Consider the following 5479-nt stretch of genomic DNA (forward strand, 5'->3'; position numbering starts at 1 on the left):
CAGGGGGAAGCCCCCAACTACCATCGGCGCTAAAGAGCTTAACTTCCGTGTTCGGTATGGGAACGGGTGTGACCTCTTTGCCATCATCACTAGACCTATGTATTTTGTTTTGAAGTTGTTTACCTGTCCTTCAAGACAAGAATTATTGTATAATGTTTTCTCACATTGTGCAATACTTTTTTATAAAAAAAAGAATTTATTACTTTTAAAAGATATTTTTGTCATGTAAGAAAAATAATCACTCTGTTATTCATTATAACAATTGTTAAAAAAAAAGAAAACAATTATTTTACACTAACTATACAATTACGTAATAGGAAGAATTAATTTTGAGGAAAATACTTAATTAAACATAAAATAGTACTCAAGTTTAGTTGGGAATTTTTCATTCCCAACTAATTATATTAATGGCTTGTAAGCTTTTAGCTTATTTAAAAATGAATGTATTGCTTCTACCGAAACTATTAAATAGTAGAAAGTGCCATTTTTAGTTGATCAATTTCCTCAAATGTCGTTGTAGGACCAAAAGAAATCCTAAAAAATTGTCGTGCTGCTTCCCATGAATAGCCCATAGATAAAATTGCTTTGGTCCCAGATTCACTGTGAATATCGCAGGCACTTCCTGTAGAAATACAAATTCCTGCCTCATTTAATTTTAGCATAATATATTGCCCCTCCATATTTTCCATCAATACACCGCAAATATTGGGCAATTGACTCTGACAGTCTATTAGCCTGCATGTATCTGGTAAATTTCCCTTGAAATATTCTCGCAATTCATGAAAATGCTGATTGTTATAATGATAATCTTCAATAGCTGATGCAAAGGCAACAATTGCTGGTGTATCTAATGTTCCTCCTCTTAATCCACGCTCATGAGTCACGCCAGGTGTTAATGCGGAAACACGGATCTTTGGATTTAGATAAACAGCCCCACAACCTTTTGGTCCCCCAATTTTATGGGCTGAAATGGTAATAGCATCCACTTGCTGTTTTAACGGGAGTTTACAAAAAGACTGTACACAATCAGCATGTACGAAAATATTAGACATTTTTGCTATCTCTGCAATTTCTTCTACAGGTTGAATAGAGCCTATTTCTGAATTAACATGTTGAATCGTTATGAGTGCCGTGTCTTCGCGTATCACTTCCTGCACTTGCTCCACATGAATACAACCATTTTGTTGTAATGGTAATCTAGTTACTGTAAAACCTAATTTTTCCAATGTATTTAACGCAGCATGTACGGATGTGTGTTCTGCTTGTGATGAAATAATATGTCTCCCTTTTTTCGATGCTAAGGCTAAAGATAAAATTGATATAAGATTTCCTTCGGTACCGCTCCCAGTAAAGATTACTCCATCATTGTTTACGCCAAGTGATTTTGCTACAACAGCTCTAGCCTGTTCAACAAAAAAATTAGCTTGTCCTCCTACATCATGCAAGCTTGCACTATTTCCATAATAACGTTTTGCTACCTCACTATATGCTTCAAGAGCATTTGCAGACATCGGAGACGTTGCTGCGTAATCCAGATATATCATATGAATCTTCCTTTCTATTTTATCAGGTCTTGTTTTCTTTTTTATTTTATGTAAAGATAAGTGTCAAGACAACTGTAAAGAAGGTATGGTTATGGATGTAAAGGCAGACGTACTTATTATTGGCAGTGGAATCGCAGCTCTTCAAGCAGCTCGGCTACTGGCTGAACATTTTCAGGTACAGATTGTTACAAAGTCATCTGTTAATATGAGTAGCTCATATCGTGCTCAAGGTGGAATTGCTGCCGTTACAAGTCAAGAAGATCATCCAACATTTCATATTGCTGATACATTGACTGCTGGAGAACATCATCATGAAAGAAAGAATGTTGAAGTACTTATAGAAGATGGCACCAAAATTATACGTGATTTTTTAAAAGAGGGGTTCCCTGTCGATCGTCAGGCAGATGGAGCTCCAGCTCTAGGCTTAGAGGGTGCACATAGCTATCACCGTATCTTACATGCTGGTGGAGATCGTACTGGCCAGATAATGATAAATTATTTACTTAATCAACTATCATCTACTATCAATATAAATTGCTATGAAACAGCTTTTGAGCTTTTATTAAATACAGCAGGAGAATGTGTGGGAGTGCTGACAAAAGGAGAAAATGGAACAAAACGCTATCTTGCTCATCATATAATTCTAGCCTCTGGAGGAGCAGGTGCCCTCTATACATGTACATCAAATTATGAAACAAATACAGGAGATGGTATCGCATTAGCATATCGTGCTGGCGCTGCCATCAGTGATATGGAATTTATGCAATTTCATCCAAGCTTACTTTGGAGTAATGGAGAGGCAAAGGGACTAGTCTCTGAGGCAGTACGAGGGGCTGGAGGAATCTTTGTTGATGCACAACGTCAACCGATTATGAAAGGTTTACATGCTCAGCTTGACCTAGCTCCCCGTCATATTACAGCATTTGCATTATATAATAAACGAGCTGCTGGACAAGAAACATTTATTGATATTTCAAATATCGAGCACTTTGAAGCAAAGTTCCCTGCAATTGCACAGCTATGTCATGATAACCGGATTGATATACAAAATGGTTTGATTCCTGTAGTACCAGGTAGCCATTTCTTAATGGGTGGTGTTATTGCTGATAACATGGGGAGAACATCTATTTCAAATCTATATGCAATTGGTGAGGTTGCTTGTACTGGGGTGCATGGTGCCAATCGTTTAGCTAGTAACTCCTTGTTAGAAGGAATTACATTTGGACAAAGAATGGCGCAATTCATTATTAAAACTGGTTGCAAGCAACATAATTTCTCTATTGATGTTAAACATCATCGACAACCAATGCCGTTATTATTTACGAAAAATCAATTACGGCAAACAATGATGCACACATTAGGCATAGTAAGAAACCCTATCGATATGCAACAATTCATACAACAACTACCGTCATTAAATTCACTTCTTCAAGTGGATTTAGATGGATTGGATCGACAAGATCTTGAACTTTATATGATGCATATTGTTGCCACCCTAATGGTACATGCAGCCATTACACGAACAGAAACATGCGGAGCCCATATACGCTCTGATCAACCACTAAATAGCACAATATGGGCAAATAAATGGATTATTTTTCAACAAGGACAGATGAAAGTGAGGAATTCATTGTATGAATATCATCAAGCTCGAGGAAATGCTCAAGCAATTTTTTAACGAGGATTTAGGAGATGGAGATTTATCGAGTGAATTCATTTTTTCGGCTGAACAGCAGGGGTCTTTTTCTTTTTACGCCAAAGAAAGTGGAATTTTTTGTGGCGTACCTATAATTGAACACGGATTCCTTCTACTTGATCGGTTCATGGATATTACACTTCATAAAAAAGATGGGGATGAAGTAAATGAAGGGGATAAACTCGCTGTTATTAAAGGATCTCTTCAAAAATTACTAATTGGGGAACGTGTAATATTGAATCTTGTTCAGCGCATGTCTGCTATCGCTACAGCTACAAATTTAGCTGTTCGTGAAACAATCGGTACTAATGCGAAAATATGTGATACCCGTAAAACAATGCCAGGTCTACGTATGTTAGATAAATATGCAGTAAGAATCGGTGGTGCCTACAATCATCGCAATGGTTTATACGATACCATAATGTTAAAGGATAATCATATTGCTTTTGCCGGTAGTATCACTAAGGCAGTACAGGCTGCACGTACAAAAATTGGGCATACAGTTAAAATCGAGGTAGAAATTGAAACCAAAGCACAGCTTGATGAAGCAATTACGGCTGGTGCAGACATCATTATGTTTGATAATCGTAGCCCTGAAGAAATACGGCAGTGGCTTCCAGCTGTTCCCTCACATATTGCTACAGAAGCTTCAGGTGGCATCACACTTCATAATCTGAATAGCTATGCTAAAACAGGCATTCAATGGATTTCACTTGGAGCACTGACACATTCAGTAAAAGCCTTTGATATTAGTGCACTTGTACAAACGAAAGGAGCTAATTCCCTTGTCCATCACTAGTCTATTACAGCAAACGTCACTACTACCAGAGCATTACCGGACATTATCTAAAAATGAAATGGAATCCCGTATAATTGCTATAAAAAAGAAATTAGGTAGTAAGCTTTTTATTCCTGGTCATCACTATCAAAAGGATGAAGTTATTCAATTTGCTGATGCTACGGGTGATTCCTTGCAGCTTGCTCAGCTATCAGCAGCTAATAAAGAAGCGGAGAATATCGTATTTTGTGGCGTACACTTTATGGCAGAAACTGCTGATATGTTAACTAATGAACAGCAACATGTATATTTACCTGATATGCGAGCAGGTTGTTCAATGGCTGATATGGCCGATATTTATCAAACTGAACAAGCTTGGCCCATTCTACAGCAACTTTTTGGCGATACGATTATTCCGCTAACATATGTCAATTCCACCGCTGCCATAAAGGCATTCACTGGGCGGCATGGTGGGGCATGTGTCACATCCTCCAATGCAAAAGATATGGTAAAATGGGCATTTACACAGAAACAACGTATTTTCTTTTTGCCAGATCAACATTTAGGTAGAAATACTGCTTATGATTTAGGTGTTCCACTTGAAAATATGGCTGTTTGGAATCCACATACAAATATGCTTGAGACTGAGCAACCTCCTGAAAAAATCCAAGTGATTTTATGGAAAGGTCATTGTTCTGTCCATGAAGGGTTTACAGTTCAACATACTGAAATCGTGCGTCAAGCACATCCAAATATGCGTATTATTGTTCATCCAGAATGTAGCCGTGAAGTTGTAGCAGCAGCAGATGATGCCGGCTCTACAAAATACATTATTGATACGGTTAATAAAGCACCAAGTGGTTCTGCATGGGCAATCGGTACAGAAATGAATCTTGTTAATCGTATTATTAAACAACATCCAGATAAACAGATTATCTCTTTAAATAAGCATTTCTGTCCATGTCTAACAATGAATCGAATTGATCTTCCTCATCTGTTGTGGTGCCTAGAAAGCATAGAGCAAGGGCAACCACATAATCACATTCAAGTAGATGCTCATACTGCAATAGAAGCACGTATTTCTCTTGAAAGAATGCTGATCAGAGCTTAATTAACAACAAACCGTCTACTTATTTTCAGGTAGACGGTTTCATTCTGTTGAAAAATAAAATCGTCTATAGACAAAATGTGAACATTCCAATAAAATCCTCTCATTAATGAAATAAGTGAAGTGAGGGGATTTTTTATGTACGTTACATATTCCAGAAGAGAGATTGAAGAGAATCGAAAGTTCTACGAGATGATGTACGACCCCTCGCATCAGTTAGTGAAGATGGATCAAGTGATGGACTGGAATTTTGTATCGAAACAATTGGAAGTTTTTTATCCATACAGCATTGGTCGCCCAACAAAAGATCCGATCATGTTGGTGAAAATCTTATTGATTCAGTATTTAGAAGG

At 37.4% G+C, this 5479-nt stretch carries 4 protein-coding genes, 1 rRNA gene and 1 pseudogene; 4 read left to right on the forward strand and 2 right to left on the reverse strand.

The window, feature by feature from the left end; genetic code table 11:
- Together rrf and ACQKIM_RS27525 are read right to left on the reverse strand one after the other, a co-directional pair.
- A 5S ribosomal RNA gene (gene rrf, locus ACQKIM_RS27520) occupies positions 1–94 on the reverse strand; the annotation flags it as partial.
- Positions 95–464: 370 nt separating this feature from the next.
- Complete coding sequence (locus tag ACQKIM_RS27525) at positions 465–1544, reverse strand: cysteine desulfurase family protein (protein WP_427550079.1); 1080 nt, start codon at positions 1542–1544, stop codon at positions 465–467.
- 91 nt (positions 1545–1635) lie between these two features.
- Here ACQKIM_RS27525 and nadB point away from each other — a divergent pair, with 91 nt between their 5' ends.
- The 4 genes and pseudogenes from nadB to ACQKIM_RS27545 all read left to right on the forward strand — a co-directional run.
- A complete protein-coding gene (nadB, locus tag ACQKIM_RS27530; RefSeq protein ID WP_427550081.1) occupies positions 1636–3222 on the forward strand; it encodes an L-aspartate oxidase in 1587 nt (528 codons plus the stop codon).
- Positions 3179–4039: a carboxylating nicotinate-nucleotide diphosphorylase gene (gene nadC / locus ACQKIM_RS27535; RefSeq protein WP_427550083.1), complete on the forward strand. Its 861-nt coding sequence runs from the start codon at positions 3179–3181 to the stop codon at positions 4037–4039. Before nadB ends, nadC begins: the two co-directional genes overlap by 44 nt.
- Entirely contained in the window at positions 4026–5129 is a 1104-nt protein-coding gene (gene nadA, locus ACQKIM_RS27540) for a quinolinate synthase NadA (RefSeq protein WP_427550085.1), read from the forward strand. Before nadC ends, nadA begins: the two co-directional genes overlap by 14 nt.
- 135 nt (positions 5130–5264) lie before the next feature.
- Positions 5265–5479 (forward strand): annotated as a pseudogene (locus ACQKIM_RS27545) (IS1182 family transposase); the annotation flags it as partial.

The organism is Lysinibacillus sp. NPDC047702 (genome assembly GCF_050272555.1).
In the GTDB taxonomy this organism is placed as follows: domain Bacteria; phylum Bacillota; class Bacilli; order Bacillales_A; family Planococcaceae; genus Lysinibacillus.

What these genes read in the sequence shown, in the direction of transcription:
- ACQKIM_RS27525 (WP_427550079.1), bottom strand. Translation starts at nt 1,544, where the DNA reads ATGATATATCTGGATTACGCAGCAACGTCTCCGATGTCTGCAAATGCT.
- nadB (WP_427550081.1), top strand. Translation starts at nt 1,636, where the DNA reads ATGGATGTAAAGGCAGACGTACTTATTATTGGCAGTGGAATCGCAGCT.
- nadC (WP_427550083.1), top strand. Translation starts at nt 3,179, where the DNA reads ATGAATATCATCAAGCTCGAGGAAATGCTCAAGCAATTTTTTAACGAG.